The following is a 17,196-nucleotide window of genomic DNA, read 5'->3' on the forward strand; positions in this document are numbered from 1 at the left end:
TGGGTGGGAAAGCTTGTTCGTTCAGGTGAGGATGCGGGGCAAACGGGCGGGTGGGTGGGAAGGGCAGGTTCGCTGGCGGGGAAGGCTGCGGGGAGGGCAGGCGGGGCGGCGTGGGCGGCCCCCGACCCCGGGGGCGATTACCCTGGCGCGGGGCCGCATCCCCTCACGTAACCCTCCGAAGGAGACCCATGCTCGTCCTGCTGCCGCCCTCCGAAGGCAAGGCACCCTCCGGCCGCGGCGCCCCCCTGAAGCCGGAGTCGCTCTCCCTGCCGGCGCTCGCGGAAGCGCGGCAGGCCGTGCTCGACGAGCTGGTCGAGCTCTGCGTGGCGGACGAGGACAAGGCCCGTGACGTACTCGGACTGAGTGAAGGTCTACGCGGTGAGGTCGCCAAGAACACCGAGCTGCGGACTGCGGGCGCGCGCCCCGCAGGGGAGATCTACACCGGCGTCCTGTACGACGCCCTTGACCTCGCCTCCCTGGACGCCGCCGCCAAGCGCCGCGCGACCCGCTCGCTCCTGGTCTTCTCCGGGCTGTGGGGCGCCGTCGGCGTCACGGACCGCATCCCCTCCTACCGCTGCTCGATGGGCGTGAAGCTGCCGGGCCTCGGCGCGCTCGGCGCCCACTGGCGTACGCCGATGGCCTCCGCGATGCCCGAGGCCGCGGGGGATGGACTCGTCCTCGACCTGCGGTCGTCCGCGTACACGGCCGCGTGGAAGCCGAAGGGCGAGGTCGCGGACCGGACGGCGACGGTGCGGGTGCTGCACGCGCAGACCGATCCGGCGACCGGGGTCGAGAAGCGCTCCGTCGTCTCGCACTTCAACAAGGCGACGAAGGGCAGGATCGTCCGCTCCCTCCTGGAGACCGGCACGCAGCCGAAGGGACCGGCGGAGCTGGTCGAGGCGCTGCGGGACCTCGGGCACGTGGTGGAGGCGCAGGCTCCGGCCAAGGCGGGCAGGGCGTGGGCGCTCGACGTGGTGGTGCGCGAGATCCACTGATCTCCCCCGCGGACCTGACGGTCAGCAGAGGCGGTCAGCAGAGGTGGTCAGCAGAGGCGGCCACCACAGGGTGTTGCAGCATGTGCAACACCCTTTGCGCATGCTGCGTACGCCGGGGCAGGATGCTCCCATGACTTCCCCCTCCGCCGCGGCCTCCGCCTCCGTGCTCGATCTCGCCCCCGTCGTCCCCGTAGTCGTGGTGGAGGACGTCGCCGACGCCGTGCCGCTGGCGCGCGCGCTGGTCGCGGGCGGGCTGCCCGCGATCGAGGTGACGCTGCGGACGCCCGCCGCGCTCGACGCGATCCGGGCGATCGCCGCGGAGGTGCCGGACGCCGTGGTCGGCGCGGGCACCGTCATCTCGGCCACGAACGTCGCGGACTCCGTGGACGCGGGGGCCCGCTTCTTGGTCAGCCCGGGGTGGACCGACACGCTGCTGGCGGCCATGAAGGCGTCAGGGGTGCCGTTCCTGCCGGGTGTCTCGACGACGTCCGAGGTCGTGGCGCTCATCGAGCGCGGCGTGCACGAGATGAAGTTCTTCCCGGCGGAGGCCGCGGGAGGCACCGCCTACCTCAAGTCGCTCGGCGGCCCGCTGCCGCAGGCCCGCTTCTGCCCGACGGGCGGCATCGGCCTCGCGTCGGCGCCTTCGTACCTCGCGCTGAAGAACGTCGGCTGCGTGGGCGGCAGTTGGATGCTTCCGGCTGACGCGGTCGCGGCGAAGGACTGGGGCAGGATCGAGACCCTGGCCCGCGAGGCGGCGGCGCTGCGTTAGGCGCCCCGCAAGGGGCGCGGGGAACCGCGCGCCCCGCAAGGGGCGCGGGGAACCGCGCGACCAGCCACAGAGCACCCGCGGCAGAAGCGCGGCCGACCCCGCCAAGCCCTACCGCAGGTGTGACGTGTCGTTCAGCAACCGCACCGACGCGTTCCCGTCCCCGTAATACGCCACCGCCGAGACGGACGCCGCCGAGAGCTCCATGCGGAACAGGGACTCCGGCGGCGCGCCCAGCGCGAGGCGCACCAGCGTCTTGATCGGCGTGACGTGGGTGACCAACAGGACCGTGCGGCCCGCGTACTCGGCTGCCAGGCGATCCCGCGCCGCCGCCACCCGCTCGGCCACCACGGCGAAGGACTCTCCGCCCGGCGGCGCGGTCTCGGGCGAGGCCAGCCACGCGTTCAGCTCCTCGGGCCGGCGCTCCCGCACCTCGCCGAAGGTCAGGCCCTCCCAGGCCCCGAAGTCCGTCTCACGCAGCCCGTCCTCGATGCGTACGTCGAGGCCGAGGCGGGCGGCGACGGCCTGCGCGGTCTCCTGGCAGCGCTTCAGCGGCGAGGAGACGATCGCCTGGATCGTGCCCCGCGCGGCGAACGCCGCCGCCGCGCGCTCCGCCTGCTCCCGGCCCACGTCGGAGAGGGAGGGGTCGGAGCCTCCGCTGCCGGAGAACCGCTTCTGGGGGGTCAGCGCGGTCTCGCCGTGGCGCAGCAGCACGAAGGTCGCGGGGGCGCCCAGATCGGCGGCGGCCCAGCCGACGGGCGGCGCCTGCTCGGCCACGTTGCCCGCGGCCCGCGCATCCGCCCCCGCCGTGCCCGCGAGGGCGGCCCGCGCCTTCGCCGCACCGGCACCCGCGTCACCCGGAGGCCCGGCGGGAGCCTGCGCCGCCGACCGCGCGGCCATCGTGTCCAGCTCGGCCGTCGAGTCCGCCGCCGACCACTGCTCCCCGCGCTTGCCCGCGTCCATCGCCTCGTTGGCGAGACGGTCCGCGTGCTTGTTCTTCTCGCGCGGGATCCACTCGTACGTCACCTGGGACGACGGGAAGACCCGCGCGGCCTCGGCGGCGAGCGGCTTCATGTCCGGGTGCTTGATCTTCCAGCGGCCCGACATCTGCTCGACGACGAGCTTGGAGTCCATGCGGACATGGACCGACGCGGTCGGATCGAGGTCGTGCGCGGCCTTCAGACCGGCCACGAGCCCCTTGTACTCGGCGACGTTGTTCGTCGCGACGCCGATGTACTGCGCGACCTCCCGCAGGGTCTCCCCCGTGGCCGCGTCGATGACGACCGAGCCGTAGCCCGCGGGCCCCGGGTTGCCCCGCGACCCGCCGTCGGCCTCGACGATGAACTCCCGCACGGCCACGGTCCCTTACAGGCCGGACTCGGACGTGCGGACCAGGATGCGGCTGCAGTTCTCGCACCGCACGACCGTGTCGGGGGACGCAGCCTTCACCTCGTTGACCCCGGTGATGTCCAGCTCGATGCGGCAGCCCTCGCAGCGCCGCTGGTAGAGCCTGGCGGCGCCGACGCCGCCCTCCTTGACGCGGAGCTTGTCGTAGAGCTTGAGCAGGTCGGCCGGGACCGAACCCGCCACGACCTCGCGCTCCTTGGTGATCGTGGCGGCCTCGCCGTCGATCTCCTCGAAGGCCGCGTCACGGCGGGCCGTGGCGTCGTCGATCTTCGACTGGACCGAGGAGACACGTTCCGCCAGCTCGGAGACGCGCTCCTGGGCGGACTCGCGGCGCTCCATGACCTCCAGGACCACGTCCTCCAGGTCGCCCTGGCGCTTGGCGAGGGAGGCGATCTCGCGCTGGAGGTTCTCCAGGTCCTTGGGGGACGTCACGGCGCCGGAGTCCAGGCGCTGCTGGTCGCGGTTGGCGCGCTGGCGCACCTGGTCGACGTCCTGCTCCGCCTTGGTCTGCTCGCGGGAGCAGTCGCTCTCCTCGGTCGTCGAGGCGACGTGCAGGTCACGCAGCTGCGTGAGGTCCTTGTTCAGCGACTCGATCTCGGCGTGCTCGGGCAGGGACTTCTTCCGGTGCGCCAGCTGCTGGAGGCGTACGTCGAGTGCCTGGACGTCGAGGAGTCGGATCTGGTCGGCGGGCGCGGCGTTCAGTTGGGGGCTCCTGTTGAGTCGGTATTCGAGGCCGCGTGGGCGGTCCAGGGGTCGGTGACCGTCTTGGAGACGTGGACGCGAAGTCCCCATCCGTGACGGTCGGAGATCTGATCGAGCTGCGCCGCTGCCAGCTCGCACCACGGCCACTCGGTGGCCCAGTGCGCGGCGTCCAGGAGCGCGAGCGGAGTCTGCGCGCGGGCCTCCGACACCGGGTGGTGGCGCAGGTCCGCGGTGAGGAAGGCGTCCACGCCGCTCGCGCGTACGTCGTCGAAGAGGCTGTCTCCGGAGCCGCCGCTGACGGCGAGCGTGCGGATCAGCTGGTCCGGGTCGCCGGCGACCCGGATGCCCTGCGCGGTGGCGGGCAGCCGCTCGGCCGCGCGGGCCGCGAGTTCGCGGAGCGTCAGGGGGTGTTCGAGCTCGCAGATCCGGCCGAGGCCGCGGCGGCCGTGCGTGTCGGCCGGGTCCGGTACGAGGGGACGGACGGTCCGCAGGTCGAGCGCGCCCGCGAGGGCGTCGGAGACGCCCGGGTCGGCGCGGTCGGCGTTCGTGTGCGCGACGTGCAGCGCGACGTCGTTCTTGATGAGGTCGTGGACGACGCGGCCCTTGAAGGTGCCGGCCGAGACCGTCGTCGTGCCGCGCAGGTAGAGCGGGTGGTGGGTGACCAGGAGCTGGGCGCCGAGCTTCACCGCTTCGTCGACGATGTCCTGGACGGGGTCGACGGCGAAGAGGACCCGGGAGATCTCCGCTTCGGGGTCGCCGCAGACCGTGCCGACCGCGTCCCAGCTCTCGGCCAGTTCGGCGGGCCACAGGGCGTCGAGGGCGGCGATGACTTCAGACAGACGGGGCACGGGGAAAGGCTACCTTCCCGGTGCGCTCGGCATGTCGTACGTTACGCACCGCTACGGCCTGCTACTGAGCGCCCCGCAAGGGCGCGGGGAACTGCGCGAGCAAGCCGCGAGCAAGCACGGAAAAGCCGCGGACGCGTCTGCTCGGTGCTCGGCAGACGCGTCCGCGGCTCTTTGGTGGCTGAGCGCGCAGTTCCCCGCGCCCCTTACGGGGCCAGGTCGGACCTGAGGTCGTCCAGCACCGAATTCGCCGCCGTCACGCCGAGACCCAGGTACCACGTCTCGTCCGGGACGTCCTTGGCCTGGCCCTTCTTCACCGCGTCCAGCTTCTTCCAGAGCGGGTTCTTCTCGGCGGCGGAGCGACCGGTCTTCTCCGGGTCGCCATAGACGCCCGTGAAGATCCAGTCCGCGTCGGCGTCGTCGATCTTCTCGGTGCTGATCTCCGTGGCGAGGTCGTTGACCTGCTGGTTCTTGGGGCGGGGCAGGCCGGTGTCGTCGAGGATCGTGCCGATGAAGGATGCCTTGGCGTAGAGGCGGACGCGGTCGGGCATGTAGCGGAGCATCGTGATCGTCGGCTTGTCGTCGCCGATGTCCCGGCCCAGGGACCTCGCCTTCTCCTCGTACGCGGCGAGTTCCTTCTTCGCCGTGGCGGTCTTGTCGAGCGCGGCCGCGTTCAGGAGGTAGTTCTCCTTCCACGTGAAGCCGGGGCGGATGGAGAAGACGGTCGGGGCGATCTTGGAGAGCTGCGGGTAGAGCTTGGCGGCGCGCAGTTCGCTGCCGAGGATCAGGTCCGGCTCGAGGTTCGCGATCGCTTCCAGGTTGAGGGCGTTGATCGTGCCGACGTCCTTGGGGCTGCCCGCGTCCTTCTTCAGGTAGCCGGGGATGCCGTCGTCGCCCTCGGTGGGGGCGTAGCCGACGGGCTTGATGCCGAGCGAGACGACGTTGTCGAGCTCGCCGACGTCCAGGACCACGACCCGCTTGGGCCGCGCCTTGAGCTCGGTCTTGCCGCGGGCGTGCGTGATGGTGCGCGGGAACGCGCCCGCCTTGGCCGTGGTGCCCATCTTCGCGGTCTGCTCGGCGGCCTTGGAGAAGTCGTCGCCACCCTGGGCGACGGCCTTGCTTCCGCTGCCGTCGTCGGACGTGCCGGAGCTGTCGCTGCCGCCGGACCCGCAGGCCGCGAGGGAGAGCGCGCCGGCCACGGCGAGGGCGAGGGCCGCGGTGGCGCGGTGGCGGCGGGGTCGTACGGACCGTACAGAGACGGACATCGGTGCTCCATGCTCCAGGGGGTGTGCCGCGCCTGCCGCTTCCGCAGGTCCGCCGCCACTTAGGTTCGCCTTACTTTAAGCGCGCTCTCCCCACCCAGCACAACCACCCCCGACCCCTCAGGCGAATCGGTACTTCGCCACCCTTCTGTGTGAAGCGGACGGCCACGGATGCCACGGCAGCGCGTGCGAAAACTAGCTTCGGGGCCCGGAGGTACCCCCACATGACAGCGCCCACGCTTGAGCCCGAGCCCATGACCGCGCCGACGTCCCGCCCGGCGCCCGCGACGCCCCCAGTGATCACCGCCAACGGTGCGTACGCGGCTCGGCTCGCCCACGACGGCGGTTCCTGGTTCCCCGAGCGCTGGACCCTCGACTCCCCGGAGCCGTACGCGGTGCCACTGCCCGGCAACCAGCCCGAGGAGCCCGGCACGGAGGTGCTCCCGATGGCCGACGGGCGGGTCCTGATCCACCGCGTCGTCGACGGACGGCACACGTTCGCGCTCCTCTACCCGACAGGTCCGGAGACCGGCGAGGTGCCGCTCGGCGCCGTGGAGTGCGGGGAGTCCCGGCTGACGCTCCTTCCGCCGTCACCGGTCGGCAGCCACGCGTACGCCCTCGCGGTGGGCGCGGGGTCGACGGCCCTGTGGATGGTGGCGGGCGGGGCCTTCGGGCCCGAGCACGTCGCCGAGATCCCCGGGAAGTGCTCGGGCGGGGTCTGGCTGGACGGGGACGGCCGGATGCTGGCCCTGGACCGGGAGTTGGCAGGCCGGGTCAAGGCGGTGGCCGTGGACCTGGAGCGGGGCGGCGAGGTGTCGCCCCTCCTCCAGATCGCCGAGGAGAGCAACGACCGGCTGCTGCTCGCGGACGCCGACAGCGGACTGCTCCTGATCCGCTCGGACGCGCCGGGCCACGACCGGCTCGGCTGGGGCGTCCTCGGCGGTACGCGCCCGGTGCGCTTCCCCGAGTGCCTGCGCCTGCCCGACCTCGCGGTGACGCCGTTCGCCATCCAGCCCGAGCAGACGCTGATGCCGGAGAGCTGTGCGGTGGCGCTGCGGATCGACGGGGCCGCGGGCAGCTGGCTCGGCCTGTGGCGCCCCACCGACCGGCGGGTCCATCAACTGGCCGCGCCGGAGGGGTGGTTGGCGGGCTCGGGGTGGTGGACGCGGGAGGGGGCGCTGCGGCTTCCGTATGCGACGGGGGCGGTGCCGTGCGGGGTCGCGGAGGCGGAATTGCCGGCTCCGGAGGCGCCGCCCGCGGCGGTTGCCGCGCGGCCTGTTCCGTTGCAGCAGGCACCCCTCACGGGGCGTACGGGCGTTGGTTAGACTCGCCCGGCCACATCGAACGATCTTCTTTACAGAGTTACCGGTTTACGGGGTGAGTGTGTTGATGAGAACCGAGATCAGTACGGAGTCCGAGCGGAATCCCGAGCCGCGGGAGGCGGCGGGTACTTCCGGTGCCGGTAGGCATCGGGGGCCTGTGGCCGAGCATGACGAGGGCGGGGCACCGCGGGGGCGGCACCGTCGCCAGGGCGACAAGAGCTGACCGGCTCCGCCGAGTTCGTCCTCGAACGCCGGACGGGCTGGAGAATTCCAGCCCGTCCGGCGTTTGTGTCGAGGGAGGGGACTTACCCTCGCTTCAGCCCAAGGACCTCGGACGCCGCGAACGTCTCGTTCGCCGGACGCCCCTCGTAGTACGGCGACAGGACCCCGTCCAGCTCCTCGTACGTGAAGACGTCCTTCGCCGTGTCGAACTTCGCCGCCACCTTGGGGCGTTCGACCACCGCGACCATGCCGCCGTGGACCACCAGCAACTGGCCGTTGACCCCGGCCGCGGCAGGCGAGGCCAAGTAGCCCACCAGCGGCGCCACATGCTCGGGGGCGAGCGCGTCGAGTTCGCCCGCGCCCGGTTCCTGGAACCCCGCGAAGACGTCCTCCGTCATCCGCGTCCGCGCCCGGGGGCAGATGACGTTCGCCGTCACGCCGTACTTGCCGAGCGCCAGCGCGCTCGACGTCGTCAGGCCGACGATGCCGCCCTTGGCCGCCGCGTAGTTCGGCTGGCCCGCCGAGCCCGCGAGGAACGCCTCCGACGACGTGTTGACGATCCGGCCGTACACCGGCTCCCCCGCCGCCTTGGAGCGCTCACGCCAGTGCACGGACGCGAAGTGCGTCGTGTTGAAGTGGCCCTTGAGGTGGACGTGGATGACCGAGTCCCACTCGCCCTCGCTCATCGAGAAGATCATCCGGTCCCGCAGGATGCCCGCGTTGTTGACCAGGATGTCGAGCTTGCCGTACGTGTCGACCGCCAACTGGACGAGCCCGCGCGCCTGTTCGTGGTCCGCGACATCGCCCAGGTGCGCGACGGCCTGCCCGCCCGCGGCCCGGATCTCCGCCGCGACCTCCTCGGCCGGTGTCGCCGAGGCCTCGCCGGAACCGTCGCGGCCCGTCTTTCCGAAGTCGTTGACGACGACGCTCGCGCCGAGCCGGGCGAGTTCCAGGGCTTCCGCACGCCCCAGGCCCCGGCCCGCTCCTGTCACGATCGCGGCCAACCCATCGAGTGGCCGTGGCAATGGCTGTGCCATCAGGGATCGAAGTCCTCTCAGATCTCGATGCACGTACGCAGCGCGACGCCCGTACGCATCTGGTCAAGCGCTTCGTTGATCTCGGAGAGCGGCACCCGGTGGGTGATCAGGCTCTCCAGGTCGATCCGGCCCGCGCGCCACAGCGCGATGGCACGCTCGTAGGACCGCAGGACGTCGCCGCCGCCGTACATGGACGGCAGGATCTTCTTCTCGTCGAAGAACAGCTCGAACATGTTCAGCTGGAGGTTGTCGTCCATGGCGCCCGCTCCGACGATGCACAGCGTGCCGCCGCGGCGCGTCGTCTCGTACGCGGTGCGGGCGGTGGCGGACTTGCCGACGACCTCGAAGACGTAGTCGAAGCCCTCGCCCGCGGTCACCCGCTGCTTGGCGTCGGCGAGTTCGTCCGGTGCGACCGCCTCCGTCGCGCCGAACCGCAGCGCGGCCTCGCGCCGGGACGCCACCGGGTCGACGGCGATGATCTGCGCCGCGCCCTTGAGTCGCGCACCCTGGATCGCGGAGATGCCGACGCCTCCGCAGCCTATGACGACGACCGACGAACCGGCCTGCACATCAGCGGTGTTGATGGCCGCGCCGAGCCCCGTCGTCACTCCGCAGCCGATCAGGGCCGCGATGTCGAAGGGCACGTCGTCCGGGATCGGCACGGCGCAGCCCGCGTCGACCACGACCTCCTCGGCGAAGGTCCCCGTGCCGGCGAAGCCGAAGACGTCGCCGCCCGGACGCTTGAAGTTGGGGGTGCCCGCGTTCATGAAACCGGCCAGGCACAGCTGGCTCTGGCCGCGCTTGCACGCCGGACAGGTGCCGCAGGCGGGCAGCCAGCAGACCAGGACCCTGTCTCCCTGGCCGAGTCCGCTCACGCCGTCGCCGACATCGATGATCTCGCCCGCGCCCTCGTGGCCGGGGATGAACGGCGCGGGCTGCGGCAGTACGCCGTTCATCGCGGAGACGTCGGAGTGGCACAGGCCGGTGGCCCGCACCCGGATCTTCACCTTGCCGGGGCCGAAGCCCACCGTCTCGACGTCGTCGAGCACCTCGAGCTTGTCCTGGCCTACCTCGTGCAGTACGGCTGCGCGCATGGTGCGGCTCCTCTCGTACGGAATCAGGTCGTACGGACTTCAGGCGTGTTCGACGATCGTGTCGGCGAGGACCGGCGCGTCGTCCCGCTCGACCGCCGTCACCGCGACCTGGATGCGGCCCTCCGTCCCCTGGGGGCGCCACATCCTGATCCGCAGGGTCTCCCCGGGGAAGACGATCCCGGTGAAGCGCGTGCTGTAGCCGCGCACCCGCGACACGTCGCCGCCGAGCACCGTGTCGACGACGGCCTTGAGGGTCATCCCATAGGTGCACAGGCCGTGCAGGATCGGCCGGTCGAAGCCCGCGAGCTTGGCGAACTCGGGGTCGGCGTGCAGCGGGTTCCAGTCCCCGGAGAGGCGGTAGAGCAGCGCCTGCTCCTCGCGGACCGGGCGCTCGACGGTCCTGTCGGGCTCGCCCTCCGGGGCCGGGACGCGGGTGGAGGGGCCGCGTTCGCCGCCGAACCCGCCTTCACCGCGTACGAAGATCTGGGCGTCGCTGGTCCACAACGGCCCGTCGCCGTCGGCCACTTCGGTGCGCAGGACGAGGATCGCGGCCTTGCCCTTGTCGTACACGGCGGCCACCTTGGACGTGGTGACGGCCTTGCCCTCGACCGGGATCGGGCGGTGCAGCGTGATGCTCTGGCCGCCGTGCAGGACCGCGGCCAGGTTCACCTCGATGCCCGGTGAGGAGAGCCCGCCGACGACGCCCATGCCCGCGCCCGCGACGGTGGCGAAGCTGGGCAGGACGTGCAGTGTGGACTCCAGGGTGTAGCGCAGTTCGTCCGGGTCGGTGGCGGGGACGCCCGCGCCCAGGCCCAGGTGGTAGAGCTGGATGTCCTTGTGATCCCAGGTGATCTCGGCCGACCTGGGCTCCGCGGCCAGTGCTTTCGCGGCGTCGATGGGCATGTGGTGGCAGCTCCTTGGCCGGTCTGAAGACCTCGGTGCGGCCGTCCGCACCGTCGGTCGCACCGAGGTCGCAACAGGGCCGGAAGGAGCCCGTTCTAGAACGCGTTCCAGTCCGGCGATCCCATGTATAGCCGAGCGTCCGGTAGTTGTGAAGACTCCTGACGTCACGTCAGATACGCCGTCGGCGAGGCGTGTGACATTTGTACCGGCCGAGTCCGTACAACCACATCTGCCGCGGCCACCCCGCGGATTCGTAGTGTCACAGCCATGACGAATTCAGTGCCCGCCGAGCGGGCCGTGGCGTTCTCCGGCGTGGTCAAGGCCTTCGGGCCGCTGCGCGCCGTCGACGGCGTCGACCTGGAGATCCGGCGCGGCGAGACCGTCGCCCTGCTCGGCCGCAACGGCGCGGGCAAGTCCACGACGATCTCCCTACTGCTCGGCCTCGACGCCCCCGACGCGGGCCGCGTCGAGCTCTTCGGCGGCCCGCCCCAGGACGCCGTGCGCGCCGGGCACGTGGGCGCCATGCTCCAGGAGGGCCGCCTCGTCCCGCGCGTCACCGTGCGCGAGCTCGTCTCCTTCGTGGCCGGGCGCCATCCGGCGCCGCTGCCCGTCGGCGAGGCGCTCGCGCTCGCCGGGATCGAGGAGCTGGCGGGGCGGCGCGTCGACAAGCTGTCCGGGGGCCAGACGCAGCGGGTGCGGTTCGCCCTCGCCCTGGCCGGGAACCCCTCGCTGATCGTCCTCGACGAGCCGACCGCCGCCCTCGACGTGGAGGCACGGCAGGCGTTCTGGACGTCGATGCGTGCCTACGCGCGGCGCGGCCACACCGTCCTGTTCTCCACCCACTACCTGGAGGAGGCGGACCGGCACGCGGACCGCATCGTCGTCATGGACCACGGCCGGATCGTCGCCGACGGCACGGGCGAGCAGGTCAAGCGGTCCGCGGGCGGCAGCACCGTCTCCTTCGACCTGGCCGGGAGCGGCACGGAGGGTCTGACGCTGCTGCCCGGTGTGGTCGCCGTCGAGGTGCGCGGGGACAGGGCCCGGCTGCGTTCGGAGGACTCGGACGCGACGGTGGTCGCGCTCGCGGAGCGCGGTGCGATCCGCGGCCTCGAAGTCGCGGCGGCCTCGCTCGACGAGGCGTTCCTGGCCCTGACCGCCGCCCCTCCCGCCTCGGAGACCGCTCCCACCCCGGAGACCGTCCTCGCCTCGGAGTCCGTTCTCACCCCGGAGGCCGTGTGATGTTCGCCTACCTCGGGCTCGAAGTACGCAGAACGCTCCGCGACACCGGCTTCGTCATCGGCGGCATCGCACTCCCGGTGCTGATGTACCTGCTGTTCACCAACATCGGCGGCGGATCCGACTACGAGGAGTGGAAGACGACGTCGATGATCGGCATGGCCGCGTACGGGGCCGTGATCGCCGCCCTGAACACCGGCACCGGCGTCGCCGAGGACAAGACGATCGGCTGGCTGCGGCAGCTGCGGGTCACGCCGATGACACCGCGCGAGGTCGTGACGGGCCGGGCCCTGACCGGTGCGGTGACCGTGCTCCCGGCGATCGTGGCGGTGTTCGCCGCGGGCGGTCTGGTCAACGGCGTACGCCTGGAGGCCTGGCAGTGGGCGGCCGCCGCGGTGCTGCTCTGGCTCGGCTCGCTGCCCTTCACGATGCTGGGGCTCGGCAACGGCTACCGCCTGACCGCGCAGACCACGGGCGTGGTCAACACGGCCTGCAACCTGGGGCTCGCGGTGCTCGGCGGCCTCTGGTTCCCCGTCGACCTGTTCCCCGGCTGGCTGCGCACCCTGTCCGACTACACACCCACGCACCGCTTCGCGGAGCTCGGCACGTCCGTGACGGACGGCGGCGGCATCGGTTTCGGCACGGTCGCGGTGCTGATCGCCTGGCTGCTGGCGTTCGGTTCGTACGCTGTGACCTCGTACCGCCGGGCGGCGCGGACCGTATGACGAGTCCGGCGACGCGTCACGGCACGACAGGAGAAGCGATGTCGGTGAAGGACTTCTGGCAGCGGCACACGCGTCTCGCGGCCTGGAAACAGAGCAGCAGGGAGCAGCTCGCCGAGATGCGGGCGAAGGAGAAGTCCGGGCGGAGCAGGCCCGAGGACCTGGGTCCGCCCAACGGCTTCGCGATGCTGCCCTGGCTCCTGATGGGCATGGGCTCCTTCTCCAACCTCCTCCAGGGCAAGACGGGCAACCCCTGGCTGGCCGGCCTCGGCCTCCTCGTCTTCAACTCCCTCTACATCAACGTGGTGTTCCGCGCCTTCAACAAGCAGGCGCGGGAGGCGCGCGTCACCAAGCGCTCGCTGCTCGCGCTGACCGCGGTCACCTTCGCCCTCGCCATCGGGTACGGCGGCAGCTGGCTGATGTTCTTCCCGCTCCTCGGCCTGGCCACGGGATCGGTCCTGCGGGGCAAGCAGCTCGTTCCCGCGGGGTTCGCCCTGAGCATCTCCGCCGCGGTGGTCGGCGGGCTGCAGGAGGGCTGGGACGCGGCGGGCATCGCGTACGGCACGTTCCTCTCCGTCATGGTGACGGCCGCGATCCTGGCCCTGGCCGAGACGGTCAAGGAACTGCGCACCACCCGCGAGGAGTTGGCCCGCGCCGCCGTCGAGAAGGAACGGCTGCGCTTCTCGCGTGACCTGCACGACCTGCTCGGCCACACGCTCTCGGTGATCGTGGTCAAGGCGGAGGCCACGCGCCGCCTCGCCCCCCGTGACCTGGACGCGGCGCTCGGCCAGGTCGCCGACATCGAGTCCGTCGGCCGCCAGGCCCTGACCGAGATCCGCGAGGCGGTCACCGGCTACCGCGAGGGCAGCCTCGCCACGGAGCTCGACCGGGCCCGCGATCTCCTGGACGCGGCGGGCATCGAGGCGGTCGTACGCCAGTCGGGACCGCCTCTCGCCCCGCAGACGGCGGCGCTGCTCGGCTGGGTCGTCCGGGAGTCCGCCACGAACGTCGTACGCCACTCCAAGGCGACCCGCTGCGAGATCGAGGTGACGGGCACCGCCGAACGGACCCGACTCCTGATCACCGACGACGGCCGCGGCGTAGGCTCGACAGCGCCCGGCAGCGGGCTGAAAGGCCTGGCCGAACGCCTCGCGGCGGCGGGCGGCTCCCTGGAGTCGGGCCCCGCACCACGCGGCGGCTTCCGGGTCGCCGCGGAGCTGCCGGTCACCGAGTTCAGCACCGGCCCCGTTGTGGAGGAGCGCACCCCATGATCAGAGTCCTGCTCGCCGAGGATCAGGGCATGATGCGGAGCGCGCTGGCGCTGCTGCTCGGCATGGAGCAGGACATCGAGGTCGTCGCGCAGGTCGGCGCGGGCGACGAGATCGTGAACGCGGCGCTGAACGCACGCCCCGACGTGGCGCTCCTCGACATCGAACTGCCGGGCCGCAGCGGGCTCGACGCGGCGGCGGACCTGCGCGACGAGTGCCCCGAGTGCCGGGTCCTCATCCTCACGACCTTCGGCAGGCCCGGCTATCTACGCCGGGCGATGGAGGCGGGCGCGGTGGGCTTCCTGGTCAAGGACGGCCCGGTGGAGGATCTGGCGGAGGCGATCCGCCAGGCGCTGCGGGGCGAGACGGTGATCGACCCCGCCCTCGCGGCGGCGGCCCTGAGCGAGGGTCCAAGTCCGCTGACGACACGCGAGTCGGACGTCCTGCGGGCCTCGGTGGACGGGGCGACGGTCTCCGACATCGCGCAGAAGCTGCACCTGTCGGAGTCGACGGTGCGCAACTATCTCTCGGCGGCGATCGGAAAGACGGGGACGCGCAACCGGATGGAGGCGGTACGGGAGGCGCGGCAGCGGGGCTGGCTCTAGCGGGCCCCCTGGCCTTGAGCACCGCCGATCACCGGGTTCGCCGAGTTCGTCCTCAATCGCCGGACGGGCTCTTCGTCTCCCTCGGCATCCACACCAGCAGCACCAAGACCCCCGCCAGCAGGATGAACCCACTGGTCCGGAACGCCAGCGCGTACCCGGCCGTCAGCGCCTCCGGACTGGTCGAGCCCCCCATCCGCGAGGCGGAGACCGTGGAGAGCACCGCGAGTCCCAGCGCCCCGCCCATCGTCCGCGAGGTGTTGATCAGGCCGGAGACGAGCCCCGCGTCCCCGGGGTCCGCCCCGGACGTCCCGAGCGACGCCAGCGGCGTCGTGGCGAGCCCCGCGCCGAACATCATCACGATGCCGGGCAGCATGATCGATGTGACGTAGCCGCCGTCGGCGGTCATCAGGGACTGCCAGCCGAAGCCCGCCGCCGCCACCAGGATCCCGAGCACGGAGACGTTCTTCGCGCCGAGGACCCGCATCACGCGCGGCGCCAGCTTCGAGCCGATGACGATCGTCAGCGACGAGGGAATCAGCGCGAGGCCCGCCTTCAGCGCCGAGTAGCCGAGGACGTTCTGCGCGTACAGCGTCATGAAGAACCACATGGCGAACATGCCGCCGCCGCACACGAACATCGCCGCGTTCGCCGCCGAGACGGACCGCACCCGGAACAGCTTCAGGGGCATCAGCGGGACCTTCGTCCGCGCCTCGACCAGGAGGAAGAGGCCGAGCAGCGCCAGCCCCGCGGCCAGCGGCACCAGGGTCGCCGGGGCCGTCCAGCCCTCCTCCTCCGTCTGCACGATCCCGTACGCGAGCGTGGCGAGGCCCGCCGTCACCAGCACCGCGCCCGGCACGTCGAGGCGGCGTGCCTCGCCGGCCCGGCTCTCGGTGAGCCAGGCCACGCCCGCGACGACCACGAGCGCGCCGATCGGCACGTTGATCAGGAGCACCCAGCGCCAGGAGAGCAGGTCGGTGAGGACCCCTCCGACCAGGCCGCCCGCGGCGCCGCCGCCCGCGCCCACCGCCGACCAGGTCCCGATGGCCCGTATCCGCGCGGGCCCCTCGGGCACCGCCGACGTGAGGATCGTCAGGGTCGAAGGGGCGAGGACCGCCGCGCCGAGGCCCTGCACCGCCCGCGCCACGAGCAGCTGCCACTCGGCCTGCGCGAGACCGCCCGCGAGCGAGGCCACCGTGAAGAGCCCGAGCCCGACCAGGAACATCCGCTTGCGCCCGAAGAGGTCACCGGCCCGCCCGCCGAGCAGCATGAATCCGGCGAAGGCGATCGAGTACGCGTTGACCACCCACTGCAGTCCGACGGCGCTCATGCCCAGGTCGGACCGCATGGACGGCAGGGCGGTGTTCACCACCGACACATCCAGGACGACCAGGAACTGCCCGGCGCAGGCGGCAAGAAGCACCGCCCACACGGGTGCGGTCTTCCGCGGGGTCGCGGCTATGTAAGTGTCAGGGGGCGTTTGGACCATGACGGGAATGTTCTCAGGGATTCCGTTCCCTGTGCATCGGGGTTTCGACGCAAAGGTCCTCGGCCGCGGGTCCTAGGACTTCGGGCCTCCGCCGGCTATCCCTTCCGCAGCAGCGTCACCACCGCAGCTCCTCCCAGACCGATGTTGTGCGCGAGACCCACCCGCGCCCCCGCCACCTGCCGCGCCTTCGCCTCGCCCCTCAACTGCCAGGTGATCTCCGCCACTTGGGCGATTCCCGTCGCGCCGAGCGGGTGCCCCTTGGAGATCAGGCCGCCCGACGGGTTCACCACCCAGCGCCCGCCGTACGTCGTCGCCCCGCTCTCGACGAGCTTTCCCGACTCCCCCGCCGCGCACATGCCGAGCGCCTCGTACGTCAGGAGTTCGTTGACGGAGAAGCAGTCGTGCAGCTCGACGACGTCGACGTCCTCGATGCCCAGGCCCGACTTCTCGTAGACCTGCCGCGCCGCCGCCCTCGACATCGGCTGCCCCACGACGTCGATGCACGAGCCCGAGTCGAAGGACTCCCCGGTGTCCGTCGTCATCGCCTGCGCCGCGATCTCCACGGCGCGCTCCTGGAGGCCGTGCCGCTCCACGAAGCGCTCCGACACCACCACCGCCGCCGCCGAACCGTCCGACGTCGGCGAGCACTGCAGCTTGGTGAGCGGGCTGTGGATGGTCTTGGCGGCGAGGATCTCGTCGACCGTGTACTCGTCCTGGAACTGGGCGTACGGATTGTTCACCGAGTGCCGGTGGTTCTTGGCGCCCACCGCGGCGAGCTGCGCCGGTGTCGTGCCGTGCAGCTCCATGTGCTCGCGCGCCGCGTCGCCGAATATCTGGGCGGTGGGCGGGGTCATCTCGAAGCCGTGGCGTGCCGCCATCACGCCGTAGTGCCGGGCGACGGGAGACGTCTTGAAGTCCCCGCCGTCGGACCCTCCGCCCAGCGCGCCGCGCGCCATCTTCTCGAAGCCCAGCGCGAGCACGCAGTCGTTGATGCCGCCCTCGACGAACTGCCGCGCCATCATCAGGGCGGTCGACGCCGTCGCGCAGTTGTTGTTCACGTTGTAGACGGGGACGCCGGTCAGGCCCAGTTCGTACACGGCCCGCTGTCCTGCCGTGGACGCCTGGAAGCAGAATCCGACCGGGACCTGCTCCACCTGCTCGTACGAGATCCCGGCGTCGTCGAGGGCCTTGGTGCCCGCCTCCTTCGCCATGTCCCAGTACTGCCAGTCCCGCGTCTCGGGCTTCTCGAACTTCGTCATGCCGACGCCGACGATGTACGCCTTCACTGTCCAGCTCCTTCGGACGAATCAGGACGACTCAGGAT

16 protein-coding genes are annotated in these 17,196 nt (G+C 71.8%); 7 read left to right on the forward strand and 9 right to left on the reverse strand.

Features of this window, described 5'->3' with window-relative positions; genetic code table 11:
- Positions 1-188: 188 nt before the first annotated feature.
- Both yaaA and eda read left to right on the forward strand, forming a co-directional pair.
- Positions 189-995: a peroxide stress protein YaaA gene (gene yaaA / locus AC07AG_RS15835; RefSeq protein WP_478755637.1), complete on the forward strand. Its 807-nt coding sequence runs from the start codon at positions 189-191 to the stop codon at positions 993-995.
- Positions 996-1,125: 130 nt separating this feature from the next.
- Positions 1,126-1,764: a bifunctional 4-hydroxy-2-oxoglutarate aldolase/2-dehydro-3-deoxy-phosphogluconate aldolase gene (gene eda / locus AC07AG_RS15840; protein WP_361046021.1), complete on the forward strand. Its 639-nt coding sequence runs from the start codon at positions 1,126-1,128 to the stop codon at positions 1,762-1,764.
- A 108-nt stretch (positions 1,765-1,872) separates the two neighbouring features.
- Here eda and AC07AG_RS15845 read toward each other — a convergent pair whose 3' ends face one another.
- From AC07AG_RS15845 to AC07AG_RS15860, 4 genes are all read right to left on the reverse strand, one after another.
- Entirely contained in the window at positions 1,873-3,114 is a 1,242-nt protein-coding gene (locus AC07AG_RS15845; protein WP_478755639.1) for a bifunctional RNase H/acid phosphatase, read from the reverse strand.
- Between the two features lie 12 nt (positions 3,115-3,126).
- Complete coding sequence (locus tag AC07AG_RS15850) at positions 3,127-3,870, reverse strand: zinc ribbon domain-containing protein (protein ID WP_478756284.1); 744 nt, start codon at positions 3,868-3,870, stop codon at positions 3,127-3,129.
- Entirely contained in the window at positions 3,867-4,718 is an 852-nt protein-coding gene (locus tag AC07AG_RS15855) for a Nif3-like dinuclear metal center hexameric protein (RefSeq protein ID WP_478755641.1), read from the reverse strand. The genes AC07AG_RS15850 and AC07AG_RS15855 overlap by 4 nt, the downstream gene beginning before the upstream one ends.
- 203 nt (positions 4,719-4,921) lie before the next feature.
- Complete coding sequence (locus AC07AG_RS15860) at positions 4,922-5,980, reverse strand: ABC transporter substrate-binding protein (protein ID WP_478755643.1); 1,059 nt, start codon at positions 5,978-5,980, stop codon at positions 4,922-4,924.
- A 221-nt stretch (positions 5,981-6,201) separates the two neighbouring features.
- Between AC07AG_RS15860 and AC07AG_RS15865 the strand changes: the two genes are divergently transcribed.
- Complete coding sequence (locus AC07AG_RS15865) at positions 6,202-7,302, forward strand: hypothetical protein (protein WP_478755645.1); 1,101 nt, start codon at positions 6,202-6,204, stop codon at positions 7,300-7,302.
- Positions 7,303-7,604: 302 nt separating this feature from the next.
- Here the strand turns inward: AC07AG_RS15865 and AC07AG_RS15870 are convergent, their stop codons facing one another.
- Genes AC07AG_RS15870 through AC07AG_RS15880 form a run of 3 tightly spaced genes read right to left on the reverse strand, consistent with a single transcriptional unit; the run spans position 7,605 to position 10,555 of the window.
- Positions 7,605-8,558: a 3-oxoacyl-ACP reductase gene (locus AC07AG_RS15870; RefSeq protein ID WP_478755647.1), complete on the reverse strand. Its 954-nt coding sequence runs from the start codon at positions 8,556-8,558 to the stop codon at positions 7,605-7,607.
- A gap of 17 nt (positions 8,559-8,575) precedes the next feature.
- Positions 8,576-9,652 carry a Zn-dependent alcohol dehydrogenase gene (locus AC07AG_RS15875; RefSeq protein ID WP_478755649.1) on the reverse strand — a complete coding sequence of 359 codons (1,077 nt, stop codon included), beginning with the start codon at positions 9,650-9,652 and terminating at the stop codon, positions 8,576-8,578.
- 39 nt (positions 9,653-9,691) lie between these two features.
- Complete coding sequence (locus tag AC07AG_RS15880) at positions 9,692-10,555, reverse strand: MaoC/PaaZ C-terminal domain-containing protein (protein ID WP_478755651.1); 864 nt, start codon at positions 10,553-10,555, stop codon at positions 9,692-9,694.
- 267 nt (positions 10,556-10,822) lie between these two features.
- Between AC07AG_RS15880 and AC07AG_RS15885 the strand changes: the two genes are divergently transcribed.
- From AC07AG_RS15885 to AC07AG_RS15900, 4 genes are read left to right on the forward strand one after another with little or no spacing between them, the layout of a single operon-like run.
- Positions 10,823-11,794 (forward strand): ABC transporter ATP-binding protein, encoded by a 972-nt coding sequence (locus AC07AG_RS15885; protein ID WP_478755653.1) that lies wholly within the window; start codon positions 10,823-10,825, stop codon positions 11,792-11,794.
- Complete coding sequence (locus AC07AG_RS15890; RefSeq protein ID WP_478755655.1) at positions 11,794-12,516, forward strand: ABC transporter permease; 723 nt, start codon at positions 11,794-11,796, stop codon at positions 12,514-12,516. The genes AC07AG_RS15885 and AC07AG_RS15890 overlap by 1 nt, the downstream gene beginning before the upstream one ends.
- 38 nt (positions 12,517-12,554) lie before the next feature.
- Positions 12,555-13,784, forward strand: coding sequence for a sensor histidine kinase (locus tag AC07AG_RS15895; RefSeq protein ID WP_478755657.1), 1,230 nt, complete (start codon positions 12,555-12,557; stop codon positions 13,782-13,784).
- Positions 13,781-14,386 carry a response regulator gene (locus AC07AG_RS15900; protein ID WP_478755659.1) on the forward strand — a complete coding sequence of 202 codons (606 nt, stop codon included), beginning with the start codon at positions 13,781-13,783 and terminating at the stop codon, positions 14,384-14,386. Before AC07AG_RS15895 ends, AC07AG_RS15900 begins: the two co-directional genes overlap by 4 nt.
- Positions 14,387-14,438: 52 nt before the next feature.
- Here AC07AG_RS15900 and AC07AG_RS15905 read toward each other — a convergent pair whose 3' ends face one another.
- Together AC07AG_RS15905 and AC07AG_RS15910 are read right to left on the reverse strand one after the other, a co-directional pair.
- Positions 14,439-15,872 carry an MFS transporter gene (locus AC07AG_RS15905; RefSeq protein WP_478755661.1) on the reverse strand — a complete coding sequence of 478 codons (1,434 nt, stop codon included), beginning with the start codon at positions 15,870-15,872 and terminating at the stop codon, positions 14,439-14,441.
- 95 nt (positions 15,873-15,967) lie between these two features.
- Positions 15,968-17,158, reverse strand: a complete 1,191-nt coding sequence (locus AC07AG_RS15910; protein ID WP_478755663.1) for a lipid-transfer protein — start codon at positions 17,156-17,158, stop codon at positions 15,968-15,970.
- Between the last annotated feature and the right edge of the window lie 38 nt (positions 17,159-17,196).

Source organism: Streptomyces sp. NPDC044044, from assembly GCF_056434405.1.

Bases quoted from the DNA above. Each gene is read 5' to 3' on its own strand.
- yaaA (WP_478755637.1), top strand. From the start codon at position 189: ATGCTCGTCCTGCTGCCGCCCTCCGAAGGCAAGGCACCCTCCGGCCGC.
- AC07AG_RS15875 (WP_478755649.1), bottom strand. From the start codon at position 9,652: ATGCGCGCAGCCGTACTGCACGAGGTAGGCCAGGACAAGCTCGAGGTG.
- AC07AG_RS15865 (WP_478755645.1), top strand. From the start codon at position 6,202: ATGACAGCGCCCACGCTTGAGCCCGAGCCCATGACCGCGCCGACGTCC.
- AC07AG_RS15905 (WP_478755661.1), bottom strand. From the start codon at position 15,872: ATGGTCCAAACGCCCCCTGACACTTACATAGCCGCGACCCCGCGGAAG.
- AC07AG_RS15880 (WP_478755651.1), bottom strand. From the start codon at position 10,555: ATGCCCATCGACGCCGCGAAAGCACTGGCCGCGGAGCCCAGGTCGGCC.
- AC07AG_RS15890 (WP_478755655.1), top strand. From the start codon at position 11,794: ATGTTCGCCTACCTCGGGCTCGAAGTACGCAGAACGCTCCGCGACACC.
- AC07AG_RS15895 (WP_478755657.1), top strand. From the start codon at position 12,555: ATGTCGGTGAAGGACTTCTGGCAGCGGCACACGCGTCTCGCGGCCTGG.
- AC07AG_RS15870 (WP_478755647.1), bottom strand. From the start codon at position 8,558: ATGGCACAGCCATTGCCACGGCCACTCGATGGGTTGGCCGCGATCGTG.
- AC07AG_RS15900 (WP_478755659.1), top strand. From the start codon at position 13,781: ATGATCAGAGTCCTGCTCGCCGAGGATCAGGGCATGATGCGGAGCGCG.
- AC07AG_RS15885 (WP_478755653.1), top strand. From the start codon at position 10,823: ATGACGAATTCAGTGCCCGCCGAGCGGGCCGTGGCGTTCTCCGGCGTG.
- eda (WP_361046021.1), top strand. From the start codon at position 1,126: ATGACTTCCCCCTCCGCCGCGGCCTCCGCCTCCGTGCTCGATCTCGCC.
- AC07AG_RS15860 (WP_478755643.1), bottom strand. From the start codon at position 5,980: ATGTCCGTCTCTGTACGGTCCGTACGACCCCGCCGCCACCGCGCCACC.